We start from the raw sequence: 25,885 nt of genomic DNA on the forward strand, positions 1-25,885 counted from the left end.
GTGGCGGGCGTGACGCCGCGCCAATCTCCCCGAAAATCTGAGCATGCCGACCGCCGAAAGACGGGCGGCGCTTTTATCCAACCACGAGGCAGCCCATGCGAACCGCATCCTGTGCCTGCGGGCAGCTGAAGATCTCTTGTCACGGCGAGCCGCAACTGGTCGCGCTCTGCCATTGCCTGGACTGCCAGCGGCGGACCGGCAGCAGCTATGGCATCGGGGCTTTCTATGCTCGCGAGAAGGCGAAGGCCGAAGGCGACGCCAAGACCTTAGGCGATCGTCCCACAGCGGCCATGCCGTCACCTTCCATTTCTGCCCGAACTGCGGGTCGAGCGTCTTCTGGGAACCGGAGCGCAAGCCGGAGGTCATAGCGGTTGCCATGGGCTGCTTTGCCGACCCGGCCTTTCCAGCGCCGACACGCATCGGGTGGGAGGAGCGGCGGCATGGGTGGGTTCACAATCCCGAAGCGAAATAGCTGGCGCCGGCGCCGTCGTCTTGGCGCAATCCAAACCGGTTCGTGCCTTCCCGCTCTCGTGCTAACAGAGGCGCCTTCATCAACAGGCGGCCTCCCCGCCTCAACGAATGGATTGAGAAATGGTGGACAAAGTAGCTCTGGTGACGGCGGGCGGCAGCGGCATGGGCGCTGCGGCGGCGAAGCGGCTGGCGGCGGACGGCTTCAAGGTCGGCGTGCTCTCCTCCTCCGGTAAGGGCGAGGCGCTGGGCCAGGAACTCGGCGGCTTCGGCGTCACCGGCTCCAACCAGTCGAACGAGGACCTGAAGCGCCTCACCGACGGCGCGCTGGAGCGCTGGGGCCGCATCGACGTCCTGGTCAACAGCGCCGGCCATGGGCCGCGCGCGCAGATCATCGAGATCAGCGACGAGGACTGGCATAAGGGCATCGACACCTATTTCCTCAACGTCGTGCGCCCGACCCGGCTGGTGACGCCGGTGATGCAAAAACAAAAGTCGGGAGCCATCATCAACATCTCGACCGCCTGGGCGTTCGAGCCGAGCGTCGGCTTCCCGACCTCGGCGGTGGCGCGCGCCGGGCTCGCCGCCTTCACCAAGATCTTCGCCGACACCTATGCGGCCGACAACATCCGCATCAACAACGTGCTGCCGGGCTGGATCGACAGCCTGCCGGCGACCGAAGAGCGGCGTGGCAGCGTGCCCATGCAACGCTATGGCACCTCGGAAGAGATCGCCGCGACGATCTCGTTCCTGGCCTCGGATGGGGCGGCCTATATCACCGGCCAGAACATCCGCGTCGATGGTGGGATAACGAGGGCGGTTTGAGGTGAAGCCGGCGTCGCCTCAAGTCATCCGGGTCTGCGGGAATTGAGCACCAACAGAAAGGCTATCGAAGCCACCAGGACAATCGAATTGCCGACCACGATGTTCCAAAATCGGGTCGGATCGTCTGCCAGGGCGACCCAATGCGAGCTGCCCCGGACTTCGCCTGTCTTGATGCCGCAGGCAATGTTGTAGATCGCCATGGCGGCAAGCGCTGCCATCAGGACAAAGATGTCGTTGTTCTTGTTGCGATCCATGGGAGCGGCTTCTAACAGCGCTTGGTGAAATTTTGCTTACCTTGGGTAAGGCGGCGGCCGTGACATGGGCCGCCGTGCACTTTCGCTGTCAAATTGTTTGCGAGGCGGCTACCGTGCGGCCCTGCAACGGAGGCAGGAATGAGCGCTTCGATCAAGCTCGGCGTCGTCGGCGGCGCGGGCTGGCTGGGCGGCGCCATCGCAGGAGCTGCGCTTGCGGCCGGCGTGCTGCGCGCCGAAGACCTCGCCCTCTCCTATCGCAGCGCGAAGCCCGACCGCTTTCCAGGCGCCTTCTGGACCGACGATAACCAGGCGCTCGCCGACCGCTCCGATGTCATCGTGCTTTCGGTGCGGCCGCAGGACTGGCCCTCGCTCGAGCTCGATGCAAAAGGCAAGCTGGTGATTTCGGTAATGGCCGGCATTCGGCTGGCCGAGATCGGCGAGAAGCACGGCACGCGCCGCGTGGTGCGCACGCTGCCCAATGCGGCGGCCGAGGTCGCGAAATCCTACACGCCGTGGATCGCAAGCAGCGAAGCGACCGAGCAGGACCGCACAACCGTGCGCGCGATCTTCGCCGCCTGCGGCGTTGAGGACGAGGTCGGCAGCGAGCGCGACATCGACTACCTCACCGGTCTGACGGGTTCGGGCCCGGCCTTCCCTGCCCTGCTGGCGAACGCGATGATGCGGGATGCGATCGCCTTCGGCCTCTCGACCGACGTCGCGCGGCGCGCCGTCAATACGGTGCTCACCGGTACCGGCCGGCTGCTGGAACTCAGCGACGCATCACCCGCCGACACGGTGGAAGCCTTCCTCGACTATCGCGGCACGACCGCCGCCGCGATCGAGACGATGCGTGAAGCCGGCTTCGAGGAGGCGGTGGCTAAAGGACTGGCGGCGGCTTTCCGGAAGTCGATCGCGATGGGGAAGAAGTGAGCGGGCGCGCACGCAACCGCCAATCTCAAATGTCCACCACGGTCGGCTGAAGCGGTCCTCAGCGACAACTTCGATGGCTTGGCCGATTCGAACCGTCGCTCTGACAGCAGAAGCAAAATGCATCCATTCGTTTCGATATGCCTAATCTTTCGGCAGAAATTCCTGCAATATTAAGTAAAATTTGTCGAGCTTCGCGCTTAAATTGCATTAGAGCCCCCTTATTCTCTCTGGCTTAAAGAATTGATCGCTGAAATATAACTTTTCTCTGTACTATATGGCGATTCCTTGGAACGATAACCTGAATTACAAGTTGATCCGGCATCGATCGGTTGAACTCGTATCGCCCGATTCAAGCAAGACGTGCACCACGAGGAAGGATTGTCCGATGGCCAGCTTCGTCAATGCCGTAGGCGTTCCTCTCCCCTATAGCGGCACGTCCACCCATTGGTTCTCGGCATCCGGGTCCGGGCCGGACTTGTGGGGCACCTCCGGAAACGACACTTTCTATGGAGCCTCCGGTGTCAATGTCACCATGCACGGCAGCTACGGCGATGACATCTATTACCTCTATGCGGCGGGCAACAAGGTGGCCGAGGGCTATGGGGCAGGCATCGACACCATCAGCACATGGATGAGCTACAAGCTCCCCGACAACGTCGAGAACCTCATCGTCACCAACGCCAAGAACTTCGCCTTCGGAAACGACCTGGACAACATCATCACCGCCAAGGCCGGTCACCAGACGCTGGACGGCGGCAAGGGCAATGATGTGCTCATCGACGGTGGCGGCGGTTACGACACGTTCATCATCGCAAAAGGCAACGGAAGCGATCTGATCGCCAATTTTGCCGCGACCGACACTGTCCGCCTCGACGGCTATGGGTTCACTTCCTTCGACGCCATTCACTCAAACATGATCCAGGCGGGATCGAACGTCATCTTGAACCTCGGATCCGGCGAGATCCTCGAGTTCAAGGACACGACCATCGACAAGCTGCAGCCCAGCCAGTTCGAGCTGCCGATAGACAAGTTCGGCATGACGCTGTCCTTCAGCGATGAGTTCAACACGCTGAACCTCCACAACAGCCAAGGCGGCACCTGGGACACCAACTTCTGGTGGGGCGCGCCGAATGGCAGCACGCTCACCCAGAACAACGAGCTGCAGTGGTATATCGACGCCAATTACGCCCCGACGAGCTCCGTCCACCCGTTCAGCGTCAACAACGGCGTTCTCACCATCACCGCGGCGCAGGCGCCGGCGGACATCAAGCCGCTGATCAACAACTACGAATACACCTCCGGCATCCTGACCACGCACGATAGCTTCTCGCAGACCTATGGCTATTTCGAAATGCGGGCCGACCTGCCGGAAAACGCCGGCGCCTGGCCAGCCTTCTGGCTGCTGCCTCAGGACGGCTCGTGGCCGCCGGAGTTGGACGCCGTTGAAATGTACGGCCAGAACCCGAACTCGCTTCTGATGACCGCGCACTCGAATGCGACGGGAACGCACACCACGGTCTCGTCCACGGTGAACGTCATGGATACCGCCGGCTTCCACACCTACGGCGTGCTGTGGACGCCGGACAAGCTGGTGTGGACCTATGACGGCGTGCAGGTCGCGGAAGCGGCGACACCGTCGGACATGAACAAGCCCATGTATATGCTGGTCGATCTTGCGATCGGCGGTCAGGCCGGCGCGCCGCCGGATCATCTGGCGACCCCGGCTCAGATGAAGATCGACTACATCCACGCCTACACGCTGGGCACTGTGCAGGCGAACCCGCTGATTATGACGAGCAGCACCACCACCTCAACGCAAAGCACCGCCACGCAAAGCACCGCCACGCACAGCTTCGCCACGCATAGCTTCGCCGACAGCACGCTGCACCACGGTTCCGAGTTTGGGGGCCACGCGTAAGGGCTCGGAATCATGCAACGGGGAACGCGTAAATGACTGGACCGTCCGGCCTGCGGCCGGTCTTCCTGCGCGCCATGGCCGATGTCGGCGTCTTCTCTGTGCTGATCAACATCCTGTTGTTGGTAATCCCGCTCTACCTGCTCCAGGTCTATGATCGCGTGCTGCCGTCCTCCAGCGTCGAGACGCTATTTTACCTCTCGCTCATCGCGGTGCTGGCTCTCGCCTTCCTCGGCTTCCTCGACGCGGTGCGCGCCATCTACACGCAACGAGTCGCCGCGACCGTCGACCGGAGGCTGGGTGCCGGAACGTTCGCGCTTTCGCTGGCGCCCAAATATGCCGGCGGCCTGTCGCCTCTCAGCGACCTCGCCTCGGTCTGCGCCTTCATCCGGTCGCGCGGCGTCGCGGTGCTGTTCGACCTGCCCTTCGCTCCGATCTTCCTCGCTTTGCTCTATCTCATCCATCCGATCCTGTTCTGGGTGACGCTCGCCGGCACGGTGCTGCTCGTTCTGCTGGTCATCGCGAACCAGCTTGCCATCGGCAGGAACGATGCCCTGTCCGCGGAACGTTCGGCTTTGGCCAGCCAGGCCGAGCAGGTCTTTGCCCGCAATGCCGAAACGTTGCGCGCCATGGGCATGGTCGAGAACGCCGCACGCGTCTGGGGACGGCATATCGGCGAAGCGCTCATCCTGCACGACCGCTCTGCCGGCGCCAACGCGATCTTCAGCGGCGCCTCGCGGGCCTTCCGCATGATGCTGCAGCTCGCGATCCTCGGCGCTGGCGCATGGCTGGTCGTCGAGGGGCAGATGACGGCCGGCATGATCTTCGCCTCGTCGCTGGTGTCGTCGCGCGCGCTGCAACCGCTCGATCAGCTGATCGGCGCCTGGCGGCAGATCCTCGAGGCCAAACGAGCATGGAAGCGGCTGGAAAAGGCGCTTGCGGCGCAGCCGGCGGAAGCGCGCAAGCTCGCCCTGCCCGACCCGTCAGGCGCGATTGCCGTGCAGGAGGTTTTCTTCATGGCGCCGAATGCCCAGCCCGGCACCGAACCCATCCTCAAGCGGCTGAGTTTCCAGATCGGCGCCGGCGAAGCGGTGGCGATCATCGGCCCGAGCGGCGCCGGCAAATCGACGCTGGCACGGCTGCTCGTCGGCGCCGCCCAGCCGACCGGGGGGGCCGTTAGGATCGACGGCGCCGACCTCCGGACCTGGGACGAGAACCAGCTCGGAAAATATATCGGCTATCTCGCGCAGGAGGTGGAGCTCTTCCCCGGATCGATTGCGCAGAATGTCGCCCGCTTCGACGCGCAGGCGGAAGACGCCGCGATCGTCGAGGCGGCCAGGCGCGCCGAGGCGCATGAGCTGATCCTGGCGCAGCGCGACGGCTACCAGACCATGATCGGCCCCTCGAACAGGACGCTGTCGGGCGGCGAGCGGCAGCGGATAGGGCTGGCGCGCGCCTTCTACGGCAATCCGCGCATGATGGTCCTCGACGAGCCCAGCTCCCATCTCGACGGCAGCGGCGAAGTGGCGCTCGAAGCGGTGCTCGCCGCCGCGAAAGCCGCGGGCGTCACGGTGATCGTGATCACGCATCGCCCTTCGATCGCCGCCGCCTGCGACCGCGTGATGCTCTTGCGCGGCGGCGTGGTCGAAGCCTTCGGACCGAGCGGCGAGGTGCTACGGCGGCCGACTGTCGAAAAGGGCGCCGCAAAGAGCTCTGTCGCGCAGCCGGGTACGGTGGTGACGGGCTCGTTCATCCCGACGATCCGCACGCACGGCGTGCGCCTGGGATCGTAGACGATGACCGTCGAGAGCCTCGCCTGGAACGGCCAGCCACGCACCGATTTCCGGCGCATGGCGCTGGCCGGATATGCGGCAATCGCACTCTTCGTCGGTTGCTTTGGCTATTGGGCGGTGAGCGCGCCGCTCTCCGGCGCGGTGATCACGCAAGGCACGATTTCGGCGACCGGCGGCAACATCCTTATCCAGCAGCCCGAGGGTGGGATCGTCCAGCAACTGCTGGTCCATGAAGGCGATCGCGTGCAGCAGGGCCAGGACCTCATCCTCCTCGACCGGACGGCGGCGCAGGCAGATCTCAACCGGCTGACCAGGCAGTCGATCGCGCTCAAGGCGACCGCGGCACGGCTGGAGGCGGAGCGCGACGGACTGGACAGGCTGGCGCCGATCACCGAGGCGGCAGCGGCGCCGTTCCAGCAGGATTTCCAGAACCTCATCCGCGAACAGCAGAAGGAATTCGACGCCAGACTCGCCCGCTTCCGCTCCGAACAGTCGATCATGGCGCAGCGCGTCGCCATGCACCGCGAGTCGGTGATCGGCCTGAACGCCCAGAAGCTTGCCATCGAGCAGCAGTCCGACGTGGTGAAGAAGGAGCTCGGCATCAAGACCGGGCTTTTGGACAAGGGCCTCACCAACCGCACCGAATATTCGCAGCTTTTGCGCTCGGAGGCCGATCTCGTCGGCCAGGCCGGCGCGCTGGAGGCAAACCTCGCCGCGGCCAACAGCCAGATCGTCGAAGCGCAGGTGCAAGTCGAGCGCCTGACCACGCAGCGCGTGGAGGAAGCGTTGACCAAGCTCGACGACGTCCGCACCAACCTCGCCGACATCGAGGAGCGGATGCGCGCGGCCGAGGCGGTGCTTCAGCGCACGACGATCAAGGCGCCGGCAGCGGGCATCGTGGTGTCGTCGACCTATAATTCGAAGGGCAGCGTGATCGCGCCCGGCGAGAAGATCATGGAGATCCTGCCCACGGCTTCAGGCCTCAACGTCGACGCCAAGCTCAGGCCGAAGGACATCGACCAGGTGCGCGTCGGCCAGCAGGCGAAACTAAGGCTGTCGGCGCTCAACATGCGCCTGACGCCCGAAGTGTCGGCGACCGTGAGCGAGATCTCCGCCGACCGGCTGATCGACCAGGCGACGCGCGAACCGTATTTCCGCGCCAAGCTGAAGATCGCCGATGCCCTGCCCCCCGGCGTGAAAGCCGAGCAGCTTTATCCGGGAACGCCGGTGGAGGCCTTCATCAGCACGGGGGATAGAACCTTCTTCGAATATCTGGCGCGGCCGATGATGGACTCGTTTGCAAGGGCGTTTGCGGAGCGGTAGGGCGGCAGGCTACCGGGATCTCAAGACCATGTTCGCCACCGCCTCGTTCCGTGGCGGTCTCCCGCAGCGGAATTCAGTCCGCGAGCGCTGGAACCAAAGACGTGCGAGACTGTTCAGCTATACTTTGATACGACGCTGACGTGCCCGGCCGGTTGGGCAAGCGGCGCTCTTGAGGAGTCTTATCATGTCCATATTTCGTTCTGTCGCGATTGCCGTTTTCGCGGCCGCGGGCGTCAGCCTTGCCAGCGCAGCACACGCCGACAGCGGCACGATCCGCTTTTCCGTCTACAAGGCGGCCTTCTTCATCGGTGGATCCGGTGGCGAGGGCACGCTGACCTTCCACGGCCGCCGCTATCCGATCTCCATCGGCGGCATCTCGGGCGGTCTCGCCTTCGGAGCCTCCAAAACCTATTTCCAGGGCACCGTGCGCCACATACGCCGCGCCCGGGATGTGACGGGAGTGTATGGCGCAGCCGGCGGCGGCGGCGCGCTCGGCAAAGGGGCCCAGGTGATCGTCATGACCAACGACAAGGGCGCTGAACTCGAACTCACGGGCCGGCAGGTAGGCCTGCAAGTCAACGCCGATCTCAGCGGCATGAGCATCGGGTTGAGGTAAGGGCCGCCGCTCCGTTTGCCATCGCTTGGAGCATCGGGGATTGAACGATTTCGGCATGCTGTCGGAGAACCGCAGCCTATGCGGCGCGAGCGGGGCTCGGCCTGGGCTTGATTAGCGTCGCAAGCACGATGCCGGCGACGATGAAGGCCGCGCCGAGCAGGTCGTAGTCGTGCAGGCTCTCGCCAAGCAGCAGGTAGGCAAGGATGGCGACGAACAGCGTCTGCAGATAGAGCAGCATGCTCGCGCGGCTGGCGCCCAGCGTGTCCACGCTGCGGTTGTAGAGATAGTACATCAGCGCCCCGCCAGGGCCGGCCAGATAGGCGAGCGCGAGCCAGCCATGAACGTTCAAGGCGGAGCGTTCGTCGTTGAACCATTCCCAGACGTGAAACGGCAGAGCGACGAGCGCGCCGGCGCCGAGCAACAGCACAACCAGCGGCAGGAGCTCGATGCCGAATTTGGAACGGCGCACAAGCACGGTGTAGAGCGCCCAGCAGAAGGCACTGCCGACGATCCACAATTCGCCGAGGTTGAAGCGCAGCTGCAGCAGCGCCGTGAGATCCCCATGCGCGACGATGACCAGCATGCCCGCGAGCGCAACCGCCGCGCCGAGCGATTTCCAGAGCCCGAGCGGCTCGCCGAGCACGAAACGCGCGAGCACCATGGTCATGACCGGCGACAGCGCCATGATGATGCCGGCCGTGGTCGCGTCGGTGGCAGCGAGGCCATGGTAGATCATGCCTTGGCACAGCGTCAGGCCGATCGCCCCCACGGCGACGATCTCCAGGGGCCGGGATTTGAGAAGCGCTACCATCGCGCCGTGATGACGGTGCACGATCGGCAGCAGGATGGCGCAGGCCAACGCAAGCCGCCAGAAGCAAAGCCCCCAGGGCGGCATTTCCGGCGCCACCCATTTGGCCGCGATATAGACGCCGCCGACAGAAGCCAGCACAGCACGGCGGCCGGATAGCCGGAGAGCGAGGGTATCGAGGCGACCGCAGGCTGGTCTGCTTGATGCGCTATCGGCACTGCCTGCATGTCATCCCCCTTCGATGCACGTCAGACGCAACTGCAATATATCACCGTCCTCGAATGTTACCTATCTGTGCGGATGACGGTGATGGCGGGGATGCTTGCGTCGCACGGGAAGATGGATCGGCGTCAGTTCGGCGAACCGTCGGACGAGTGCAGAAGCCTCCAGGTCGAGCCGATGCGACCGTGAAACTGTGAGGCAAAATCTTCGGCGGCGGCATCTTCCAGGCCATCGTCGACGAGCGCCTCGATGCTGCGCCGCATCAAGGCGAGTTGCATCGCCCTTGCGTGCGTCGCGTTCGTCTCTCTCATGATTGCCGTGACGTGGTAGGCAACAACAGGCTGGCCTAGGCAAGATACAAGCGCGCCGTCTTCGGCCGTCGCTGCAGCAACTGCGTCTTCGATCTGCATTTGGCGCTCCTCATCAAAGCCGATGCAGGCGCCTCCCCGGGAGACGACGGTATTCCGTCGCTTCTTTTCAACTCAGCCGCGCTGACTCTCGCGGCTAGAACCAATATCCTCCAGGATCGTATCGAAGGCCATCGAATAGTTAACTGATGGTTAACACGAAGGTTCGCATCTTAAGCGTCGCCTGAGGAACTCGGCCTAGCATGGCGGCAGGCGGTTGCCGAGGTGCAGAAGGCCGATGGCGACAAGGGCGCCAATGTCGCGCCGCGATACGCAACCGACAGACTGTCAAGGAAGCGGTTGATGCGATGGCGCGGCGGCGCCGGCCAGAGGCTATTCGTTCGTTCTAATGTTTGGTATCTTTATGTCAGACCGATAATAGAACCAACGCCTCGTCCATTCAAATGGCCCCTCACAGATCGCCTTAAGTGGCCTGCTTTGAAACCCTGACCGCTATCAATCTCCCCCATACGATGACGGCGTGAGGCGGTGAGCAAGTGCGGGACCATAGCCCATCATTGGCAGCCATCTACCGGTAAAGCTTCGGGTACTTGGCCTTCTCGGTTTGGCAATTTCCCGCTCTCTGGACTGCCATGGCGTAAGCTCTTTCATAGGCGTGGACGGCCCTTTGGAACTTTCGTGGATTAGGCGTTAGGTGTTTATCCAACCCCTCGTACAAAAGGACGGGGACAGTAATGACGGCTTTCCCGTCTGCAGTCGGCATTAGCCGACACCTTTTCATTACGCCGTTCATATCGCCCGCCATCGTTGCGGCCTTATTCAACCAGCCATCGTCCTTCCGAGCCAGGAAGTTGATGTTTTGCTGTTCTCCCTGTCCGGCCGAAGCTGCCGATGATGCAAAGCAAATTCCTGCAGCGAGTGTAACCAAAATTCGACTCAAAGAGGCGTTCGCAATTGCTCCAATAACGTATCCAATTTTCATTTCACCTCCCCAGATAATGTCCGCATGAAGCACGTTTTAGCCCAGCTGAATAGCCACTGGCGCGGTATCCAGATCCCCATCCACAAGCGGCTTACAGTTTCGCGACAGCCAACATGATCATCTGCTCAATCGATAGATTGGAGCAGTTATGCCGCGCGCTGGTCGAGTTTACTCTGCCCCTCCGGGCGCCCTATTGTGTTTGTGTGACCTGCAAGCACAAGCGGAGCCCCGCCATGACCCTCACCAATCGAGATCTCATCGAGCTTACCGCGTGGCGCCGGAAGCTGCACCGGCAGCCGGAGATCTCCAACGAGGAAGAGAAGACCGCGCAAGAGGTCGTCGCCTTCCTCGCCGATACCGGAGCGGACAAGGTGCTGACCGGACTGGGCGGGCACGGCGTGGCGGCGGTCTATGACAGCGGCCAAGCCGGGCCGACTGTGCTGTTCCGCTCGGAGCTCGACGCGCTGCCGATCGAGGAGCTTTCGGGGGTCGAGCATTCCTCGCAGGTGCCCGGCAAGTCGCATATGTGCGGCCATGACGGGCACACCGCGATCCTCGCCGCGCTCGGCCGTCAGCTCGGGCGCAAGAGGCCGGCGCGCGGCCGCGTGGTTTTGATGTTCCAGCCGGCGGAGGAGACCGGCAATGGCGCGGCCGGCGTTGTCGCCGATCCGCGCTTTTCAGAGATCGCGCCGGATTTCGCCTTCTCGCTGCACAACCTGCCGGGCGTGCCGTTCGGCGAGGTGCGGCTCAAGGCGGGCGTGGTGAACTGCGCCTCGCGCGGCATGCGGATCATCCTGGAGGGCAAGACCGCGCATTCCTCCATGCCCGAAACCGGCGTGTCGCCGATGCTGGCAGTGAGCGAGCTGATGCCGCGGTTGCCCGCGCTCGGGCACGGCTCCTTCGCCGACGACGATTTCAGCATGGTCACCGTTACCCATGCCGCGATGGGCGAGGCCGTGTTCGGCATCGCGCCCGGTTACGCTGAGGTGTGGGCGACGCTGCGCACAAGGCGCGACGAGGGCATGGCGGAGCTGGTCGCCGCCGCGGAAGCGCTGGCGGCGAAGATCGGGGCCGAGCATCGCCTTGCCGTGCGCTTCGACTATCATGAGATCTTCGTCGCCAGCGTCAACGCGCCGGATGCGGTGGAGCATCTCGCGCGGGCGCTCGACGAGGAAGGTGTTTCGCGCGGCGAGGAAGCCCTGCCGATGCGCGCATCGGAGGATTTCGGCATCTTCGGCCATAATGCCAAATCCGCAATGTTCTTCCTCGGCGCCGGCGAGCGCTACCCTGCCCTTCACAATCCCGACTACGACTTTCCCGACGACCTGATCCCGATCGGCTCGAAAATCTTCATGCGCACGGTGCGCAATCTTTTGGGGTGAGCGGCTGGCTTCTCCTTCGACAAGCCTTAGCTATATCGCGGCAGGAACCAAATCTCGGAAATCGTGTGGGCAGCAGGGAGCAGGCCATGTCCCGCATCGTCGTCATCGGAGGCAGTGGTCACGTCGGAAGCTATCTGGTGCCTCGGCTCGTCGAGCTCGGACATGATGTCGTGAATGTAAGCCGCGGCATGGCGGTGCCCTATCGTCCCCATTTCGCCTGGAATTCGATCGAGAACATCGCCATCGATCGCGCCGCCGAAGAGAAGGCGGGACGGTTCGGCACGATGATCGCGGAGCTGCGTCCGGAGATCGTCGTCGACATGATATCGTTCGATCTGCCAAGCGCCCGGCAACTTGTCGAGGCGCTGCGCGGCAGGATCGAGCACTATCTGTTCTGCAGCTCGATCTGGGTACACGGTCGTTTCTTCACCATCCCGTCGACCGAGGCGGACCCGCCAAACCCCATCGACACATACGGGGCGGACAAGGCCGCGATCGAGGCCTGGCTGTTGCGGCAGGCACGGCTGACCGGTTTTCCGGCGACCTGCTTTCGGCCCGGCCATATCGTGGGAGAGGGATGGATCCCGATCAACCCGCTCGGCAATGCCAATCCCGCCGTCTGTTCCTTGATCGCCCGCGGCGACGAGCTGGTTCTGCCGAATCTCGGGCTCGAGACGGTGCATCACGTTCATGCCGATGACGTCGCCCAGTGGATCATCCGCGCGATCGAAAACCGGACGGCCTCGATCGGCGAGGCATTCAACACGGTTTCCGAGCAGGCGGTCACGCTGCGGGGCTATGCCGAAACAGTCTATCGCTGGTTCGGCAAGGAGCCGCGGATCGCGTTCAAACCCTTCGACGAATGGATCCTCGATCTGGAAGGCGATGATGCCGTGGGCTCGCGAGGACATGTCATGCGCAGCTCATGCCACTCGATCGAGAAAAGCCGTCAGCGCCTCGGCTACAAGCCTCGCTATACGAGCTTCGAGGCAATCCAGGAGTCCGTCCGGGCGCTGATAGCCGCGGGGACGGTTGCCGCCCCGGATCCCGGCTTTGCGGGAGAGGCCGCTGACCGTTCTGTTGCGTGATTTCTTTGCCCGTGACGCGCTTGTGGTCGCGCGCGAGCTCATCGGCGCGCGGCTTGGTCTCGCCGGCGTCGGCGGCATCATCGTCGAGAGCGAGGCCTATAGCCCCGACGACCCGGCCTCGCACAGCTATCGCGGCCGCACGCCGCGCAACGCGCCGATGTACGGTGCTCCGGGCACTGCCTATGTCTATCGCTCCTACGGCCTGCACTGGTGCCTGAATGCGGTGTGCCTGCCGGGCAGCGCGGTGCTGATCCGGGCGATCCAGCCGCAATCCGGCATCGCCGCCATGCGCGGCAGGCGGGGAACCGACGACGACAGGCTGCTGTGCTCCGGTCCGGGCAAGCTCTGCCAGGCGCTTGGCATCGACGGCTCGCACAACGGGCTGTCGTTGAGCGCGCCGCCCTTCGAGTTCGCCCGCTCCGAGACCGACGCCGCCGCGGTCCTCAGCGGACGCAGGATCGGGATTTCCAGGGGCGTGGAAGCCGAGTGGAGGTTCGGCCTTGGCGGATCGTCCTATCTCAGCCGGAAATTCTGAGCGGCCAAGCGGTGTAAAGATCGCGGCCCTCGTCGAGCCGCGAACCTCTTTCTTATGCCGCGGGCTGTGGTCATGGATCAGGAGGCCGTCGCCCGACTTGATTTGGACGATCTGCGCGCTGCAGCGCGGTGGCGATCAAGCCACCTTTGCCAATATCTTGGTCATATCGGCCGTATCAAATGCCCTCAATGTCTGAGTTCTGATGTTGCCTAAAGATGCGATCGATAAGGAGAGTGCGGTAGCGGCAATGTCGTCTTCGGCTTCAGTGATCCCCACGACATCATATTGACCCAGCGTCCACAACAGCGTGTGAACCTTGACGCCGCTTTTGCTGGCCGCCGCCTTGAAGGCCTCGGCACGCTTCTGAGTATCCTTTATTGCCTTGATACCCTGGTCTGTGAAATTCGACAGGAATACGTAATAGGCCATTTGTTCCTCCCACAACGGGGAGCGGGCGGGCGCTCACGGCGCGTCCGCCGTCTCCCGCAGCAACGATACCACGAGGTGGGTGCGCAAACCACAGGCGGCCCGAAAAGCGCCGTCTGCAAGGACAGCTCCCGCAGACCCTGCCAAGCGCTCGGCGTGGACGGCTCGCATGGCGGCCTTTGTTGGGCGCGCCGCCCTTCGCGTTCGCCCGGTCCGGATCCGGCACGGTCGGGCGGACAAGGGCGGCAGCTGTTGGCCTCGGATATCCTCCTTGTGGGAAGAAGGGTTCCTGTGTACTCCCACCCTGCTTTAGGAGAGGCTTAAGGATGAGATATGCAATGGCCGTCGCTTTGAGCGCGGTGGTGGCTGGATGCGTCAGCTCTCCGGTCGACTATGGATCGTCGCTCTCGCAGCAGGACCCGAAATGGGCATCGCCGGAATGCCAGCAAGCCCGCTTGGCGGCCTCGGACTACGCCACCCGTGAAAAAGAGCACCCCGGCTGGGGTTTCGGCGTCTTGCTCGGCCCCTACAGCATGGGAATGGTGGCGGCGGTCAAGGAGCATGAGCAGCAGCAGCGACGGCTTCTCGCCCGGCAGATGCATCTGCAGTGCTCCAGCCAGCCACTGCCGAAGGAACTGGATTTCGATCCTGCGATCTACGCGCCAAAGAAGGCGAAGTATCCATAAGCGGTGGCCGCGCGTTCCGATCCCTACTCCGGCCGTGCAGCCTTCTTGTCGAAGGCGTAGGTGAGGATTGCCACGCCCGTTTCGGTCGCGACCTGGCTCAACAGTTTCAACGTCGAGGGCGCCTGCCCCGGCTCGAAAAGGCGAAAACCTTCGCCCAGCACCAGCGGGTGGACCACCAGCACCAGTTCATCGACCAGCCCATGCCGCATCAGCGCGCGGAGCAGCTTGCCGCTGCCGAACATGACCAGCGGCTTGTCATGAGCTTGCTTGAGCTGGCGCATGGCTGCCTCGCCGGCAAGCAGCGTCGAATTTTCCCAACGCGGTTCGTAGCCTGGGTCGTGGGAAGCTACGAATTTCCGCACGTCGGTCAGCGCCTTGGTCATCGGACTGGCAGGCTGGCGGACGACCCAACCTTCGTAGAGGTCCTCATAGGTAGTCCGGCCGGCGAGCAGCGACCATCCGCCGGCCATGGCGTGTCCAATGACCTCCTGCATCTTGCGGTCGCTGCCCGGATTGCCCCAGCCGCCATGGGCAAAACCATTGCGCGTATCCTCATCGGCGCGCGCTGGCGCCTGGTACACACCGTCCAGCGTCAGATGCTCGATGGCGACGATCCGTGCCATCAGCCTTCCTGCCATGCGGCAAGCAGCGGGCCTTCGCTGCCATAGACGGGGTCCTTCTCAGGACGGCCGACCTTGGGGATGGTGCGCAGCGCCTCTTCGTGCTGCTCGGCGCGCGTGCACAGATCGTAGGTGCCGAAAGGCGGATAGGCGCCGACGACGAGCAGGTCAGATGACGACGACAGGCGCTGGTGGCCGGTGCCGGCCGGCAGGATCGCGACGTCGCCGGCCTTGACCGTCAGCACCTTGCCCTTGCCGCCGCCGAAGCGCACTTCGGCCGTGCCGCGCGCGATGCCCAGCACTTCGTGGATGCGCGAATGGTAGTGGACGTAATCGTAGATGCCGTTGCGCCAGCCGTCGCCCCAGCCGTTCGTGCTGAAGAGATCCTCGAAGACGGAAGCCGGATCGACACCGTCCGGCAGCGTCACGGCCTCTCGGTAGACGAGCATCGGCCAGCGTGGATGGTTGGGCACCAGGCCGTCATCCTCGAAGCGGAAGGTGAGCGGTTCACGCTGCTCGACAAGTTCCCTGAGCTTTGCTTGTCCTGGCATGCCGTGACCTTTCCGCCACTCGATTGCCGACCGTTCTCAACCAGCGGCGGCGCGCTTTGTTCCCGCCCCTTGCGGCGATTGGCGAAGGCGAACGTGACATCCGATCTCCCCCCTTGTGGGGGAGATGGTCGGCAGCCCAGAGGGGGGCGCGAAGGAATGCAGCGTTGGCGCTTGCCAAAGTGCGCCCCTCGCAAGGATGCAGGTACGATCGACCGGCAAGGCCGGCGGGACAGCGCCCCTCTGTCCTACCGGACATCTCCCCCACAAGGGGGAAATTGGCAGTTTTGCCGCCGGCTCTCCCTTGCAGAGACCTACACCTCGAGCATGACCTTGATCGCGCGGCGCTCGTTCATGGCGCGGTAGCCTTCCGCCACCTCGGCCAGCGGCAGCTTGAGGTCGAAGACCTTGCCGGGCTTGATCCTGCCCTTGAGCACGCGGTCCATCAGATCGGGCAGGAAGCGGCGCACCGGCGCCGGGCCGCCCAGCATGCGTTTTTGGCCGAAGAACAGGCGCTGGCCATCGAAGCTCACGCCATGCGGCACGCCGACATAGCCGATGGTGCCGCCGGGCCGCGAGCAGGCAAGCGCCTGGTCGAAGGATTCGGCCGTGCCGACGCATTCCAGCACCGAATCCGCGCCGACGCCCTTGGTGAGTTCCTTGATGCGGGCAATGCCTTCCTCGCCGCGTTCGGCTACGATGTCGGTCGCGCCGAATTCGCGGGCGAGTTTCTGACGGCTCTCGTGCCGGCTCATGGCGATGATGCGCTCCGCACCCATCTCCCTGGCAGCGAGCACGCCCATCAGGCCGACCGCGCCGTCGCCGACAACGACCACCGTCGACCCCTCGCGAACCTCGGCCGCGTCGGCTGCATACCAGCCGGTGCCGAGCACGTCCGAAACGGCCAACAGGTCAGCCACCAGCTCGGCGGGCGGAACCTCGGCGGTGGCGACCAGCGTGCCGTCGGCCAGTGGCACGCGGGCATAGGGCGCCTGCGCGCCCGACATGAACTCGCGCTGCTCGCAGGAGGACTGGAAGCCGAAGCGGCAGTGCGGGCAGGTGTTGTCGGAAAGGCAGAAGGAGCCGACGACGAACTGGCCGGGGCGCACGTTGCGCACCTCGCTGCCCACCTCGACGACGATGCCGCAATATTCGTGGCCCATATGCATGGGGCCGTCGACCGGCTGCAGCCCGCGATAGGGCCACAGATCCGAACCGCAGATGCAGCTTGCCGAGAGCTTGATGATGGCGTCCGTCGGGCGAAGGATTTTCGGTTCCTCGATTTCCTCGCAGCGGATGTCGCCGGGCCTGTGAAGAACGGTTGCGAGCATTTTGCTTTCCTTTCGTTCGCGAGAGGGTCAGGCGCCGTAGTCGGCGTCGCTGACATGTTCCAGCCATTCGACGACCCTGCCGTCCTTGACCTCCTGGACGGCAATGTGGGTCATGGCGGTCTCGGGCGATGCGCCGTGCCAGTGCTTCTCGCCGGGCGCGAACCAGACGACGTCGCCGGGCCTGATCTCCTCGACCGGGCGGCCCTCGCGCTGGACGCGGCCGCGGCCGGAGACGACGATCAGTGTCTGCCCGAGCGGGTGTGTGTGCCACGCGGTGCGGGCGCCGGGCTCGAAGGTGACCTGCGCGCCCTGCGTGCGGGCGGCGCCGAAGGGGTTGAAGAGCGGATCGATGCGGACGGTGCCGGTGAACCAGTCAGCCGGACCCTTGCCGGACGGCCGCGTGCCTGCGCGAAGAATGTCCATGGTGATCTCCTGTCAGATGCGTTCGATGCGAAGCGGAAACTCGCCGCTCTGCCGAGGGCGTCTTGATCCTCATTGAGGCGGCCGAGCCTCACGGGGGGCGCGGGCTGGCCCGCACGGACTTGCCAGGGAAGATATTGCAGCGAAGCTCGTGGGATTAGATGAGATAATCCGCATGGACTTATCGGCCTGTGATATAAATCTGAAACCGAAGAAGGTTTCCGATGCAGCGCGACGACATGAAGGATCTGCTGTGGTTCCTTGCGGTCGCCCGCGAGCGCAGCTTCACCAAGGCGGCGGCGGGGCTCGGCACCTCGCAGTCGACGCTCAGCCACACCATAAAGGAGCTGGAGGCGCGGCTCGGCGTTCGCCTGCTCACGCGCACGACGCGCAGCGTGGCGCCCACCGAAGCCGGCGAGCGGCTGTTCCAGTCGCTTGCGCCGCGCTTCGAGGAGATCGAGGCGGACCTCGCCGGCCTGGTCGCCTTTCGCGACAAGCCCTCGGGCACGGTCCGCCTCACGCTGTCTGACCATGCGCTGCAGACGGTCGTCTGGCCGAAGCTTGAGCCGGCGCTGCGCGACTATCCGGATCTCCGCGTCGAGCTCTACAGTGATAACGGCATGCGCAACATCGTGGCGGAGCGTTTTGACGCCGGCGTGCGGCTCGGCGAGAGCGTCGATCGCGACATGATCGCGGTGCGCATCGGCCCGGACTGGCGGCTGGTGGCCGTCGCCTCGCCCGACTATTTCTCGCGCCGCCCCGCCCCGAGGATACCTCAGGATCTGGTCACGCATGACTGCATCTGCCTGCGGCAGGCGACGTTCGGCGGGCTCTATGCCTGGGAGTTCGAGAAAAAGGGCCGCGAGCTTCGGGTGCGAGTGGACGGCCAGCTGACCTTCAACACGACGCTTCCCATGGTCGACGCGGCGCTGAGCGGTTACGGCATCTGCTACGTCCCGGAAAACCTCGTCAGCCACCACATCGCGGAGGGACGGCTGACGCTCGTGCTCGACGACTGGAGCCTGCCCTTCCCGGGCTATCACCTCTACTATCCGAGCCGACGGCAGCTTTCACCGGCGATGGCGGTGGTCGTCGAGGCGCTGCGGCATCGGAGTTGAAGCCGCGGCCGGATCGATCGCTGCTGAGCCATCGCAGCCGCTCGCCTCTCAGGCAGCGCTGCCGGTTCGTCGTGAGGGCCCGGGATCGAAGGAAGCTTTGGCAGAGCCGTCGAAATGCCTTGGTTCGAAGGCAAGAGCGTCATGCATGGGAAGCGCTGCCGAGAAGAGAAATCCCTGGGCGATCATGCAATCGAGCGAGCGCAGGATCAGGCGGTCGGCGTCCGTCTCGACGCCCTCGGCCATCACTTCTATTCCCAGCGTTCGCCCGAGATCGATGACCGCCTTGACGAGCGCCTGGTCTTCTACGGACTTCGGCAGATCGCGAACGAAGTCCTTGTCGATCTTGATCTTGCGGATGCGGCTGTCTTTCAGCGACACCAGGGTCGAGAAGCCGGTGCCGAAATCATCCAGCACGATCGATATGCCCGCGTCCGCCAGGCGTTCCAGCTTTTCGTCGACCCTCTCGCGATCCACGGGCGCCTCTTCCGTGATCTCTATCTCGAGCATGGCCGCGGGCACGTTGTTTGCCCTGAGGCCGTCGAGGATCATGTCGTCGACATTGCCGGCCTCGAGCTCGCGCGGCGAAAGATTCATCGCTACGCGCACATCCTGGCGACCGTCCCTCGCGAGTTCTTCGATCATGGAGCAGCAGTTGAGAAACACGGTCTCCGTCAGCAAGGAAAGCAGACCGGTTTCACGCGCCGCCGTGACGATCTCCGGCGGCGGAATGGCCCCATGGACCGGATGCTGCCACCGCAGGAGCGCTTCGAAGCCGACGACCGCATGGGTGTCCAGCCGCACGATCGGCTGGAACCACGAGCAAAGAGCGCCGCTCTCGATGGCTGCGCGCAGGTCGCGCTCGATGCAATGCTTGCGTTCGAGCCCTTGGTCGAGTTCGGCATCGAAGAGACAGTATTCGTTCCTGCCGCTGTGCTTGGCCGCATAAAGCGCGAAGTCCGCGCGCAGCAGCATCTCCGTCAATTGCGGTTTCTCCGATGCGTAGATTCCGATCGACGCGCCGACACGCACCGAATTCAGCGCCGGATCAGGATCTGCGATGGCCGCGATGATCGAGGAGGCAAGCTCTTCCGTCGAATGCGGGGATCGCGAGGCGGGAAACAGCAGCACAAACTCGTCGCCGCCGATGCGCGCAATTGTTGCCCCTGGCGGAGCATGGTTCTCTATCCTGCGCGCGACCCTGACCAGCAGGTCGTCGCCGATATTGTGACCATAGGTGTCGTTGACGGATTTGAAGCCGTCCAGATCGATCAGCATGGCCACGAACGGACCGTCGGAACGCCCCAGACATGAGATGGCCTGCTCGAGCCCGTATCTGTTGAGCAAATTCGTCAGCGGATCCCGCCTGGAATTCCGTTCCATCTGGGCGGCGAAGGCCCTCGCCTCGTATTTGAGGCGGCTTGTCTCCTTGAAGCGGGCCTCACCGAGAAGCGAGCTCCTGATCATTCCGCAGAGAAAAAGCAGGACCGTGAAACCGAGGACGTAGTTCTCGATATTGCCTTTCGCCAACACGCATCCGGCAGCGATCAGCAGCGGCAGCGTCATGAAGTTGATCGAAGCCGGTGCGTATGACGCTCCGTAGGTTACCGAACCGGCCGACAGGCCCGCAAGAACGACCAGGTAGAGCGGCGCCTGCGGCGTGGTGTACCCGTCAGACAGCGCGGCCAGAAAAGACCACGCGACGCCGGATGCCAGAGCCAACAGCCCGTAAAAGGAAAGTCGGGCAGCGACCGGCTTCAACCCGCCATCGGGCCCACTATCGGGAACGTCCGACCGGGCAAGCGCCAGCCCTATGCGGGCGCCATTTATGATGGTGACCGCCGCGAACCACAGCACCGCCGCGAGGCGGCCGCCCGAGAGCATCTGCACCGCCAGGACCAGGGCCGAGAGCACCGTGCCGACGGGCATCGAGATGAAGAGGCCCTTCCTCAGGTCAGCGAGCTGATCCCGGAGTATCCCGTCCTCCACGGATTCGCTTTGCCCCTGAGGGCCCGGGCCTGAGCCAGGCGGCTTGAGATGTCCCATGATACTAAGTGTGTAGGTGAGCGGGATGAAAATCACGTTAAGGATTTCAGCAGCTTACGGCGTATCCGGCAGATACAGGCGCGCGCGGCGTCGGGGTCGAGGCTGCCCACAGCCCGACGGGCAGGGTTTGCACGAGCGGAGATCCCTGACCCGATCCGACCGTGCGGCCGGGCCGCGAAAATTGATCGGTCCGTTGGAACCGATCCGACGAAACTTCATCTAATCATCGGTCGGTCTCCACGGTCAGGGAAGGATGGCGCACCGATGTCGCAACAAGGCCCCGAACCTTCACCGACTGGAGTAAGCAGGCCAAGCGATCGTGTGATTGCCCAAAACATGGCCCGGAGTCACTCTGGCAGGTTCTAGATGGCATAAGGGAGGAGAAGATGGCTCAAGACCATTCCAAATCGAATGGACCGGATTTGACCCAAGGCATCGCGCAATCCGACCTTCCCGATGGCGGAAAGCTGGTCGGTCACTGCGGCGATGAACAGGTGCTGCTGGTGCGCAGCGGGACGGAAGTCTTCGCAATCGGAGCGACGTGCACGCATTACGGCGGGCCGCTGGTTGACGGTCTTGTCGTGGAGGATACCGTTCGATGCCCCTGGCACCATGCATGCTTTGATTTGCGCACCGGCGAAGCCTTGCGCGCGCCTGCCTTCAGTCCGCTCGCCTGCTGGTCGGTGGACCAGCGGGGTGACCGGATATTCGTGGGCGAGAAACGCAAACGGGTGGCTCGGAAGCCCGCCGGCGGAGACGCCGGCCAGTTTGCCGGTAAAGTCGTGATCATCGGCGGCGGCGCGGCAGGTTTCGCGGCCGCCGAAAGACTACGGCGCGAAGGCCATCGGGGCAGCATCCTGATGCTCAGCGACGACGAGGCGCCGCCCGTCGATCGTCCCAACCTTTCCAAGGACTACCTCGCCGGCAAGGCGCCGTCGGACTGGGTTCCACTGCGTGGCGCAAGCTTTTATGCAAAGAATGACATCGATCTGCGTCTCAAAACCACCGTCGCCGACATCGATGTCCGGTCCGGCGAGGTCGTGCTCGCCGACGGAACCCGGGCTGCTTACGACCGATTGCTGCTTGCAACGGGAGCCGAACCGGTCCGCCTCACCATTCCGGGCGCCGATCAGCCGCACGTTCACACGCTGCGCTCGTTCGCAGACTGCAGCACGATCATCGACCGGGCCAAGACGGCCCGCAGCGCCATCGTTCTGGGCGTCAGTTTCATCGGCCTCGAGGTTGCCGCGTCGCTGCGCGCGCGAAACATCGAAGTTCATGTCGTCGCTCCCGACGAACGCCCGATGGAACGGGTCCTCGGGCCGCAAATGGGCGACTTCATCCGCAGCCTCCACGAACAGAACGGCGTCGTCTTTCATCTCAAGGACACCGCGACCGGCATCGACGGCGCGAACGTGCAACTGAGCAGCGGCCTTGCCCTGACCGCGGATCTTGTCGTAGCCGGCATCGGCGTGCGGCCGCGGCTCGGGCTCGCCGAGAAAGCCGGGCTCAGGCTCGACCGCGGCGTCATGGTGGACGCCTTCCTGGAGACGAGCGTGCCGGGCATTTTCGCGGCCGGCGACATTGCGCGGTGGCCCGATCCCCACACCGGCGAAAACATCAGGGTCGAGCACTGGGTGGTCGCGGAAAGGCAGGGGCAAACGGCAGCACTGAACATGCTCGGACGCCGGGAGAAATACACTGCCGTCCCGTTCTTCTGGAGCCAGCACTATGACGTCCCGATCAACTACGTCGGGCATGCGGAGCGATGGGACGAGATAGCGGTGGAAGGCGACATTGCCGCCAGAGATTGCCTGCTGCGTTTCAAGCGCAAGGGACGCACGCTGGCGGTCGCTTCGATTTTCCGCGACATCGAAAGCCTGCAGGCCGAGATGGAAATGGAACGCCAGACGGCCAACGGATGAATGATACAGGAGGCGGTCAGATCGGGATGACGACCTGGGAGCGACGAGCCGTACTACCTTGGCGTCGGCAGCAAAAGAGAGATCTTAGCCCGTGGCGCGAAAAAGCAGCGCAAATAGGGCTGATTGGTTATGACGTAATGATTCTCGCAGATATGGTATTGGCCGTCCGGCGATTCCTGCACGCGATCTCGCGGGATGTTGAAACCGTCGGGCACATAGGTATAGCCCCCGTCAACCCTCGACTGTACCGAAGACTGAGGTATGGCGCGGCAGTCATAACCGCCGCAGCATTTGAACTTCGTCACCGGATCAACCTTGTTTTCGTACCAGTCATGCGCGTTGGCGCCTGTTGCGGCGGCGGCGATGCACATGGCTGTGAGAATGAAGCTTCGCACGGCATTCCTCGTCTGCGGAGACGCTGCTCATTCGAGCGTCATGTATATTAGCGTTCCGCCAAAAACGCCATTGGTCCGCGAATGCCCAGCAAAGCCCCAGCAGGCGACGTTCGGCCCTGGTGAGAGCAGGACACCAGGTCTTCCGCCCTGGCCGCTCAGACCAGCCGCTGCCCGCCGTCGATGTGGATGGTCTCGCCGGTCATGAAATCGTTCTCCAGCAGATAGAGATAGACCGGCGCAACATCGGCGGGCGTCGCGATCCTTCCCGCGGGAATGCTAGCGCCCATCTGGTCGAAATGGCGGCGTGGCTGGCCAGCGCCAGCGAACAGGCGGGCCGGCGCGCCTTGCATTGAGTCAGGGCCTGTATGGAGACGAGACAATCGATCGCTCTAACAGACTGACTAAACGATTTTATTAGTGAATCGCGGAACATCTTTTGGCCGACGACGTTTGACGCCCGGGATGGCTGTTCAGGTGGGCTATCAATGAACAAGTCAATCGTAATGGATTCGGTAGAGATCGACGCATTGGAGGACAGGTATTACGTGCGCGTCATCGAAGACGGTGTTGTAACCATAAAGGGGTTCGGGTCCGAACCGGACGCGAAATCTTTCGCCGAGGGCGAAAACACACGACTGGGACTTGACGCTGTCAAGCGGCCGGGTGCCGGCCAAAAGTAGCCTCGTAGAGATCTCCAGCAAGTTGATGCATCGGCGATGCAACCTAGACAGCCAGGCTCGCTGCCGGTGGTGCGGACTCGGCAGCGCCGCGGTTATCAATAACGATTCATTCCGGACCTCGCGGCAGACAGCGAAGGTCCCTTCGCCGTGAACACCACGCCGGCCATCTCAAACGCGCGGCGGATGCGGGTTCGTTTCTCGACCCGCAGAATTCTAATCCCGTTCTCGAATTCGCGAATGGTCCCTTCGCCAAGGCCGGCTTTGGCGCCGAGGCGCACTTGGGACCAGTGCAATAGTTCTCGTGCGGCTCGGGACTGCTCTGGCGTCAAATCTATCAAGGGGCTCTCCACTAAGACCTTTCAGCTGTCCATTTCCGGCGGCTTGTGCCCCGCTGCTCATGCCAGATCACCGGCCTGAGGTCGGGCCCAATCTAGTGCCTGCAGGCGCGACGGACCTGGAACCGATCGTCTTCCTTGGCAGTTGCACTGACCGCAGTCGGCCAAAGATCGGCGGTCCCAAATTAGAAAGCTTTGTCACCTAGCTTCCTGGCCTCACGTTGCAAAGTCTTGCGGTCGTTACCGTGCTCACTGATCAGTTCCCGAACCTGTTCGGCCGTGATGCGGTGCTGCTTGGCGAAGTAGCGAACCTCGTAGTCCTCGTCTGCCGACACACGGTCGCGGTCCCGGAAATCGCGCTTCATTTTGACGCCTGCCATGGGTGCTCCTCCTGGCAAACGAACACCCGGGAAGCAGGAATGTTCCAGAACGCTAATATAGGCGTGCGGCGCTACCATTTGCCTCGGTCGGCGACCTTGGCGCATCGGTCGCTTTGAATCGAATGCACGCCGGGTCGGCCTCGGCATTGCTCGATTTTGAGGCGCTCAAATGGGGCAACCGACGGCATGGGCGGGGGCGTTGGGGAGCCGCCGGTCACCAGGACGGGGGCCATGGAATCAGAGAAATGCATAGGCCCTTATATAAGCATGCCATCAATCTGCGTTTTTGGGAACTGGTTCCGGCTTAAAATTCAAACGCATATGCCTAGGAGTGCACATTCACGGTGATGTTCGCGCGACTCTCGTGACAGGAACCAGATCGGCCGCGCCGCGTCATTAGGACAGGTACATGGGAGACAGGTATTGGCGCGGTCCTGGAGTGACGTCGATGGTCAGGTTCCTTCTTGTCATTGCGATGGCGCTTGCGCTCGCATGCGGCGCGGCGCAGGCGGCCAGGTTCGACCTCGACGCGGTCAATCAGGCGCAGTTCATCGAGGGCGAGCCAAAGGCCGTCGATCCGATGCTGCTCAAGGCGCAGATCCTTCTCGATCGCGCCCGCTTCTCGCCCGGCCTGATCGACGGCCGGCTTTCCGACAATTTCGCGAGGGCCGTCGCGGCTTTCCAGGCGGCGAACGGGCTGCCGTCCGACGGCAAGCTCACGCGAGAGACCTGGGACAGGCTCACGGCAACCTTCGCCGGTCCGGTGCTGACAAACTACGAGGTCACGGCCAGGGATGTGCGCGGGCCCTTCACCAGGCGCATCCCTGCCCGCATGGAGCGCATGGCGCAATTGAAGCGGCTCGGCTACCGCAACGCGCGGGAGAAACTGGCCGAGCGCTTCCATCTCAGCGAACAAGTGCTGAGAATGCTCAATCCCAGAAGCGGTTTCAGGAAGGCCGGCACCACGCTGGTTGTGCCCAATGTCGGCCGAGGCGATCCTCCCGCAGCGGTCGCAAGCGTCGAGGTCGACAAGGCGTCCCGCGAGGTGCGCGTGCTCGATCCATCGGGCAAGCCGCTCGCGGTCTACCCCGCCTCGATCGGCAGCGAGGAAAAGCCGGCGCCGAGCGCCGCGGCCGAGGTCAGGCGCGTGGTGCGCAATCCGACCTACCACTACAATCCGAAATTCGCCTTCAAGGGCGTCAGGAGCCAGCGGCCCTTCACCATCGCCAGGGGGCCGAACAATCCGGTCGGATCGGTCTGGATCGACCTCTCGATCGAAAGCTACGGCATCCACGGCACGCCCGACCCCGGCAAGATCGGCACGACCTTCTCGCATGGCTGCATCCGCTTGACCAACTGGGACGCCGAAGACCTCGCCGCCATGGTCAAGCCGGGCACGAAAGTCGACTTCAAGGACGAGACGGCGCAGGACGGGCAAAGTCAGTGAAATGCTGCCAGTGTGCCAAACC

27 protein-coding genes and 2 pseudogenes are annotated in these 25,885 nt (G+C 63.6%); 15 read left to right on the forward strand and 14 right to left on the reverse strand.

Annotated features, from left to right (window positions below):
* The first annotated feature begins 95 nt into the window (after window positions 1–95).
* Both EJ067_RS03895 and EJ067_RS03900 read left to right on the forward strand, forming a co-directional pair.
* Window positions 96–472 (forward strand): annotated as a pseudogene (locus tag EJ067_RS03895) (GFA family protein).
* A gap of 119 nt (window positions 473–591) precedes the next feature.
* Window positions 592–1,293, forward strand: a complete 702-nt coding sequence (locus tag EJ067_RS03900; protein ID WP_126084757.1) for an SDR family oxidoreductase — start codon at window positions 592–594, stop codon at window positions 1,291–1,293.
* A gap of 23 nt (window positions 1,294–1,316) precedes the next feature.
* Here EJ067_RS03900 and EJ067_RS03905 read toward each other — a convergent pair whose 3' ends face one another.
* Window positions 1,317–1,547 carry a hypothetical protein gene (locus EJ067_RS03905; protein ID WP_126084758.1) on the reverse strand — a complete coding sequence of 77 codons (231 nt, stop codon included), beginning with the start codon at window positions 1,545–1,547 and terminating at the stop codon, window positions 1,317–1,319.
* Between the two features lie 138 nt (window positions 1,548–1,685).
* On the opposite strand from EJ067_RS03905, the gene EJ067_RS03910 reads away from it, so the two are divergent.
* The 5 genes from EJ067_RS03910 to EJ067_RS03930 all read left to right on the forward strand — a co-directional run bounded on the left by EJ067_RS03910 (window position 1,686) and on the right by EJ067_RS03930 (window position 8,124).
* Window positions 1,686–2,477, forward strand: a complete 792-nt coding sequence (locus tag EJ067_RS03910) for a pyrroline-5-carboxylate reductase dimerization domain-containing protein (protein ID WP_126084759.1) — start codon at window positions 1,686–1,688, stop codon at window positions 2,475–2,477.
* Between the two features lie 385 nt (window positions 2,478–2,862).
* Window positions 2,863–4,395 (forward strand): family 16 glycosylhydrolase, encoded by a 1,533-nt coding sequence (locus tag EJ067_RS03915; RefSeq protein ID WP_126084760.1) that lies wholly within the window; start codon window positions 2,863–2,865, stop codon window positions 4,393–4,395.
* A gap of 32 nt (window positions 4,396–4,427) precedes the next feature.
* Window positions 4,428–6,185 (forward strand): type I secretion system permease/ATPase, encoded by a 1,758-nt coding sequence (locus EJ067_RS03920; protein WP_126084761.1) that lies wholly within the window; start codon window positions 4,428–4,430, stop codon window positions 6,183–6,185.
* 3 nt (window positions 6,186–6,188) lie between these two features.
* Window positions 6,189–7,508 (forward strand): HlyD family type I secretion periplasmic adaptor subunit, encoded by a 1,320-nt coding sequence (locus EJ067_RS03925; RefSeq protein WP_126084762.1) that lies wholly within the window; start codon window positions 6,189–6,191, stop codon window positions 7,506–7,508.
* Between the two features lie 184 nt (window positions 7,509–7,692).
* Window positions 7,693–8,124, forward strand: coding sequence for a hypothetical protein (locus EJ067_RS03930; RefSeq protein WP_126084763.1), 432 nt, complete (start codon window positions 7,693–7,695; stop codon window positions 8,122–8,124).
* Between the two features lie 76 nt (window positions 8,125–8,200).
* Here EJ067_RS03930 and EJ067_RS03935 read toward each other — a convergent pair.
* The 3 genes and pseudogenes from EJ067_RS03935 to EJ067_RS34410 all read right to left on the reverse strand — a co-directional run bounded on the left by EJ067_RS03935 (window position 8,201) and on the right by EJ067_RS34410 (window position 10,504).
* Window positions 8,201–9,159, reverse strand: a pseudogene (locus tag EJ067_RS03935) (EamA family transporter).
* Window positions 9,160–9,282: 123 nt separating this feature from the next.
* Entirely contained in the window at window positions 9,283–9,564 is a 282-nt protein-coding gene (locus tag EJ067_RS03940) for a hypothetical protein (protein ID WP_126084764.1), read from the reverse strand.
* A gap of 526 nt (window positions 9,565–10,090) precedes the next feature.
* Complete coding sequence (locus EJ067_RS34410; protein ID WP_189510374.1) at window positions 10,091–10,504, reverse strand: hypothetical protein; 414 nt, start codon at window positions 10,502–10,504, stop codon at window positions 10,091–10,093.
* 233 nt (window positions 10,505–10,737) lie between these two features.
* On the opposite strand from EJ067_RS34410, the gene EJ067_RS03950 reads away from it, so the two are divergent.
* The 3 genes from EJ067_RS03950 (at window position 10,738) to EJ067_RS03960 (ending at window position 13,509) form a co-directional block, all read left to right on the forward strand.
* The gene (locus EJ067_RS03950; RefSeq protein ID WP_126084765.1) at window positions 10,738–11,886 is read left to right on the forward strand and encodes an amidohydrolase; all 1,149 of its coding nucleotides are present in this window, start codon (window positions 10,738–10,740) and stop codon (window positions 11,884–11,886) included.
* 86 nt (window positions 11,887–11,972) lie between these two features.
* The gene (locus tag EJ067_RS03955) at window positions 11,973–12,974 is read left to right on the forward strand and encodes an NAD-dependent epimerase/dehydratase family protein (RefSeq protein WP_126084766.1); all 1,002 of its coding nucleotides are present in this window, start codon (window positions 11,973–11,975) and stop codon (window positions 12,972–12,974) included.
* Window positions 12,964–13,509, forward strand: coding sequence for a DNA-3-methyladenine glycosylase (locus EJ067_RS03960; protein WP_126089485.1), 546 nt, complete (start codon window positions 12,964–12,966; stop codon window positions 13,507–13,509). The genes EJ067_RS03955 and EJ067_RS03960 overlap by 11 nt, the downstream gene beginning before the upstream one ends.
* Before the next feature lie 135 nt (window positions 13,510–13,644).
* Here the strand turns inward: EJ067_RS03960 and EJ067_RS03965 are convergent, their stop codons facing one another.
* Window positions 13,645–13,938 (reverse strand): GYD domain-containing protein, encoded by a 294-nt coding sequence (locus EJ067_RS03965; RefSeq protein ID WP_126084767.1) that lies wholly within the window; start codon window positions 13,936–13,938, stop codon window positions 13,645–13,647.
* A gap of 323 nt (window positions 13,939–14,261) precedes the next feature.
* On the opposite strand from EJ067_RS03965, the gene EJ067_RS03970 reads away from it, so the two are divergent.
* Window positions 14,262–14,621: a hypothetical protein gene (locus tag EJ067_RS03970; RefSeq protein WP_126084768.1), complete on the forward strand. Its 360-nt coding sequence runs from the start codon at window positions 14,262–14,264 to the stop codon at window positions 14,619–14,621.
* A 23-nt stretch (window positions 14,622–14,644) separates the two neighbouring features.
* On the opposite strand, the gene EJ067_RS03975 is transcribed toward EJ067_RS03970, so the two are convergent.
* From EJ067_RS03975 to EJ067_RS03995, 4 genes are all read right to left on the reverse strand, one after another.
* Window positions 14,645–15,244, reverse strand: coding sequence for a dihydrofolate reductase family protein (locus EJ067_RS03975; RefSeq protein ID WP_189510376.1), 600 nt, complete (start codon window positions 15,242–15,244; stop codon window positions 14,645–14,647).
* Entirely contained in the window at window positions 15,244–15,792 is a 549-nt protein-coding gene (locus EJ067_RS03980) for a cupin (protein WP_126084770.1), read from the reverse strand. The genes EJ067_RS03975 and EJ067_RS03980 overlap by 1 nt, the downstream gene beginning before the upstream one ends.
* A 311-nt stretch (window positions 15,793–16,103) precedes the next feature.
* Window positions 16,104–17,120, reverse strand: coding sequence for a zinc-dependent alcohol dehydrogenase family protein (locus EJ067_RS03990; protein ID WP_126084772.1), 1,017 nt, complete (start codon window positions 17,118–17,120; stop codon window positions 16,104–16,106).
* A 27-nt stretch (window positions 17,121–17,147) separates the two neighbouring features.
* Entirely contained in the window at window positions 17,148–17,543 is a 396-nt protein-coding gene (locus EJ067_RS03995) for a cupin domain-containing protein (protein ID WP_126084773.1), read from the reverse strand.
* A 221-nt stretch (window positions 17,544–17,764) separates the two neighbouring features.
* On the opposite strand from EJ067_RS03995, the gene EJ067_RS04000 reads away from it, so the two are divergent.
* Complete coding sequence (locus EJ067_RS04000; protein ID WP_126084774.1) at window positions 17,765–18,658, forward strand: LysR family transcriptional regulator; 894 nt, start codon at window positions 17,765–17,767, stop codon at window positions 18,656–18,658.
* 48 nt (window positions 18,659–18,706) lie between these two features.
* On the opposite strand, the gene EJ067_RS04005 is transcribed toward EJ067_RS04000, so the two are convergent.
* Window positions 18,707–20,644 (reverse strand): GGDEF domain-containing phosphodiesterase, encoded by a 1,938-nt coding sequence (locus EJ067_RS04005; RefSeq protein WP_245468157.1) that lies wholly within the window; start codon window positions 20,642–20,644, stop codon window positions 18,707–18,709.
* 443 nt (window positions 20,645–21,087) lie between these two features.
* Between EJ067_RS04005 and EJ067_RS04010 the strand changes: the two genes are divergently transcribed.
* Entirely contained in the window at window positions 21,088–22,626 is a 1,539-nt protein-coding gene (locus EJ067_RS04010; protein WP_126084775.1) for an FAD-dependent oxidoreductase, read from the forward strand.
* 53 nt (window positions 22,627–22,679) lie between these two features.
* Here the strand turns inward: EJ067_RS04010 and EJ067_RS04015 are convergent, their stop codons facing one another.
* Together EJ067_RS04015 and EJ067_RS04020 are read right to left on the reverse strand one after the other, a co-directional pair.
* On the reverse strand, window positions 22,680–23,021 hold the full coding sequence (locus EJ067_RS04015) for a hypothetical protein (protein WP_126084776.1): 342 nt from the start codon (window positions 23,019–23,021) through the stop codon (window positions 22,680–22,682).
* Window positions 23,022–23,176: 155 nt separating this feature from the next.
* Window positions 23,177–23,371 (reverse strand): SDR family oxidoreductase, encoded by a 195-nt coding sequence (locus EJ067_RS04020; protein WP_126084777.1) that lies wholly within the window; start codon window positions 23,369–23,371, stop codon window positions 23,177–23,179.
* A 135-nt stretch (window positions 23,372–23,506) separates the two neighbouring features.
* On the opposite strand from EJ067_RS04020, the gene EJ067_RS04025 reads away from it, so the two are divergent.
* The gene (locus EJ067_RS04025) at window positions 23,507–23,701 is read left to right on the forward strand and encodes a hypothetical protein (protein WP_126084778.1); all 195 of its coding nucleotides are present in this window, start codon (window positions 23,507–23,509) and stop codon (window positions 23,699–23,701) included.
* Window positions 23,702–23,796: 95 nt separating this feature from the next.
* Here EJ067_RS04025 and EJ067_RS04030 read toward each other — a convergent pair whose 3' ends face one another.
* Together EJ067_RS04030 and EJ067_RS04035 are read right to left on the reverse strand one after the other, a co-directional pair.
* Entirely contained in the window at window positions 23,797–24,039 is a 243-nt protein-coding gene (locus EJ067_RS04030) for a helix-turn-helix domain-containing protein (protein WP_245468158.1), read from the reverse strand.
* Between the two features lie 182 nt (window positions 24,040–24,221).
* Entirely contained in the window at window positions 24,222–24,416 is a 195-nt protein-coding gene (locus EJ067_RS04035; RefSeq protein WP_126084779.1) for a DUF3606 domain-containing protein, read from the reverse strand.
* 448 nt (window positions 24,417–24,864) lie between these two features.
* On the opposite strand from EJ067_RS04035, the gene EJ067_RS04040 reads away from it, so the two are divergent.
* Window positions 24,865–25,863, forward strand: coding sequence for a L,D-transpeptidase (locus EJ067_RS04040; protein WP_126084780.1), 999 nt, complete (start codon window positions 24,865–24,867; stop codon window positions 25,861–25,863).
* Window positions 25,864–25,885: the final 22 nt, after the last annotated feature.

The sequence above is a fragment of the Mesorhizobium sp. M1D.F.Ca.ET.043.01.1.1 genome, assembly GCF_003952385.1.
GTDB lineage: Bacteria > Pseudomonadota > Alphaproteobacteria > Rhizobiales > Rhizobiaceae > Mesorhizobium.

Excerpts from the sequence above, each read along its gene's own strand:
- EJ067_RS04025 (WP_126084778.1), top strand. The coding sequence starts at position 23,507 with ATGAACAAGTCAATCGTAATGGATTCGGTAGAGATCGACGCATTGGAG.
- EJ067_RS03940 (WP_126084764.1), bottom strand. The coding sequence starts at position 9,564 with ATGCAGATCGAAGACGCAGTTGCTGCAGCGACGGCCGAAGACGGCGCG.
- EJ067_RS03955 (WP_126084766.1), top strand. The coding sequence starts at position 11,973 with ATGTCCCGCATCGTCGTCATCGGAGGCAGTGGTCACGTCGGAAGCTAT.
- EJ067_RS03900 (WP_126084757.1), top strand. The coding sequence starts at position 592 with ATGGTGGACAAAGTAGCTCTGGTGACGGCGGGCGGCAGCGGCATGGGC.
- EJ067_RS04035 (WP_126084779.1), bottom strand. The coding sequence starts at position 24,416 with ATGGCAGGCGTCAAAATGAAGCGCGATTTCCGGGACCGCGACCGTGTG.
- EJ067_RS04000 (WP_126084774.1), top strand. The coding sequence starts at position 17,765 with ATGCAGCGCGACGACATGAAGGATCTGCTGTGGTTCCTTGCGGTCGCC.
- EJ067_RS03905 (WP_126084758.1), bottom strand. The coding sequence starts at position 1,547 with ATGGATCGCAACAAGAACAACGACATCTTTGTCCTGATGGCAGCGCTT.
- EJ067_RS04020 (WP_126084777.1), bottom strand. The coding sequence starts at position 23,371 with ATGCAAGGCGCGCCGGCCCGCCTGTTCGCTGGCGCTGGCCAGCCACGC.
- EJ067_RS03990 (WP_126084772.1), bottom strand. The coding sequence starts at position 17,120 with ATGCTCGCAACCGTTCTTCACAGGCCCGGCGACATCCGCTGCGAGGAA.
- EJ067_RS04010 (WP_126084775.1), top strand. The coding sequence starts at position 21,088 with ATGGCTCAAGACCATTCCAAATCGAATGGACCGGATTTGACCCAAGGC.
- EJ067_RS03930 (WP_126084763.1), top strand. The coding sequence starts at position 7,693 with ATGTCCATATTTCGTTCTGTCGCGATTGCCGTTTTCGCGGCCGCGGGC.
- EJ067_RS03950 (WP_126084765.1), top strand. The coding sequence starts at position 10,738 with ATGACCCTCACCAATCGAGATCTCATCGAGCTTACCGCGTGGCGCCGG.
- EJ067_RS03975 (WP_189510376.1), bottom strand. The coding sequence starts at position 15,244 with ATGGCACGGATCGTCGCCATCGAGCATCTGACGCTGGACGGTGTGTAC.
- EJ067_RS03920 (WP_126084761.1), top strand. The coding sequence starts at position 4,428 with ATGACTGGACCGTCCGGCCTGCGGCCGGTCTTCCTGCGCGCCATGGCC.
- EJ067_RS03925 (WP_126084762.1), top strand. The coding sequence starts at position 6,189 with ATGACCGTCGAGAGCCTCGCCTGGAACGGCCAGCCACGCACCGATTTC.
- EJ067_RS03980 (WP_126084770.1), bottom strand. The coding sequence starts at position 15,792 with ATGCCAGGACAAGCAAAGCTCAGGGAACTTGTCGAGCAGCGTGAACCG.
- EJ067_RS04040 (WP_126084780.1), top strand. The coding sequence starts at position 24,865 with ATGGTCAGGTTCCTTCTTGTCATTGCGATGGCGCTTGCGCTCGCATGC.
- EJ067_RS03970 (WP_126084768.1), top strand. The coding sequence starts at position 14,262 with ATGAGATATGCAATGGCCGTCGCTTTGAGCGCGGTGGTGGCTGGATGC.
- EJ067_RS03995 (WP_126084773.1), bottom strand. The coding sequence starts at position 17,543 with ATGGACATTCTTCGCGCAGGCACGCGGCCGTCCGGCAAGGGTCCGGCT.
- EJ067_RS03915 (WP_126084760.1), top strand. The coding sequence starts at position 2,863 with ATGGCCAGCTTCGTCAATGCCGTAGGCGTTCCTCTCCCCTATAGCGGC.
- EJ067_RS03910 (WP_126084759.1), top strand. The coding sequence starts at position 1,686 with ATGAGCGCTTCGATCAAGCTCGGCGTCGTCGGCGGCGCGGGCTGGCTG.
- EJ067_RS34410 (WP_189510374.1), bottom strand. The coding sequence starts at position 10,504 with ATGAAAATTGGATACGTTATTGGAGCAATTGCGAACGCCTCTTTGAGT.
- EJ067_RS03965 (WP_126084767.1), bottom strand. The coding sequence starts at position 13,938 with ATGGCCTATTACGTATTCCTGTCGAATTTCACAGACCAGGGTATCAAG.